1 protein-coding gene is annotated in these 1,077 nt (G+C 61.4%); it reads right to left on the bottom strand.

Annotation, left to right across the window (positions count from 1 at the left end; translation table 11 throughout):
* Positions 1-891: hypothetical protein (locus tag GJV82_RS19180; protein WP_155100328.1), on the bottom strand; the 891-nt coding region annotated here is incomplete at its 3' end.
* Positions 892-1,077 lie beyond the last annotated feature (186 nt).

The following is a 1,077-nucleotide window of genomic DNA, read 5'->3' as shown; positions in this document are numbered from 1 at the left end:
GGCGCCCACACGCCCGACCCCTACTGGGAATGGCTCATTGCAGTCATTCGAAAGCGCTTGAGCCGTCGCGGACATCGGGCTCCCGAAGACGTTCCCACGGTTTGTCCGGATGATCGTCTGCAGCGAACCGACCCCGTTCTGCATGCGAATCTCCTGAGGAGAACCGAGGCCAATCGCCATGGACTGCCGGTTGCAAGGGTCAAGATCCGCATTGGAGTCGTAGTACGGCGAGATCTGCGTCGTCGTGCTTGCATCTGACCCTTCGTAGACGGCCCACGAATGGACCCCGCTCGACGATGGGTATGTTTGTGTGGCGAAGAATCCGTTCTGGAACCCAGAGGGGCGGCTCGGCCTTGTTCCAGAGTAGTTGTAGTTAAACTGGGAGACATCCATTTCGATGCCCCAATCCCAGTGGAGTTGACCAGGACTGCGCCCATTCGCCCAGGTGTTGTAGGTGTAGACAACTGCTCGGCCATTAATGTCCGTCATCGCAGCGATCTCGGTGTAGCCGGGACCCCAAGTCGGCGTTCCGCTCGCGAAAGGTTGAATTGCGGCTTTCTCCTGAGCCCTGAGGGCGCCGCGCTTGAACGCAGCGTCGGCTCGTGGATTTCTGGGAGCCTCGGCATGGTGCTCAGGTAGGCTCTCTGCGATCGCTAACGCCCGGTCAAGAGTGTCACCTGCGGCCTGTCGTGCATTCGCGACGGGCGGCTCGGTTACTTCAAGTGAGACGATCTGCGGCGTCGTTTGAAAGTCAAGCGCGAAGTCATTGAGAAACGCGTCGCGCGGGTACTCGGCGGACGGGAAGTACTCGCCTTCGATCCCTGCCTGCTGGAACCGGAAGGAGGCTGGGTCGACGCCCAGAGTGTTGACGAGCTCGTCCGCGTCACTCAAGCTCACAGGGTGCGGGTGGGAGATGGTGAGCCGCTCGCCCGCCTCGGCGCTCGACGCCGGAGGGGTCTGAGCGGTCGCGACCCCGACTGTTCCCATAGGGACGCTGAATAGGAAGACAGACATTGCTGCGGCTGTTCGTCGGCGATTGGCTAGAGGCTGTCCCGTATGGGGTGGTTCGGGTGGGAT

This window comes from Cellulosimicrobium composti (assembly GCF_009711085.1).
Lineage (GTDB): Bacteria > Actinomycetota > Actinomycetes > Actinomycetales > Cellulomonadaceae > Cellulosimicrobium > Cellulosimicrobium composti.
Note: the sequence above shows the minus strand (reverse complement) of the source record. Positions and strands in the feature narration are given on the sequence as shown.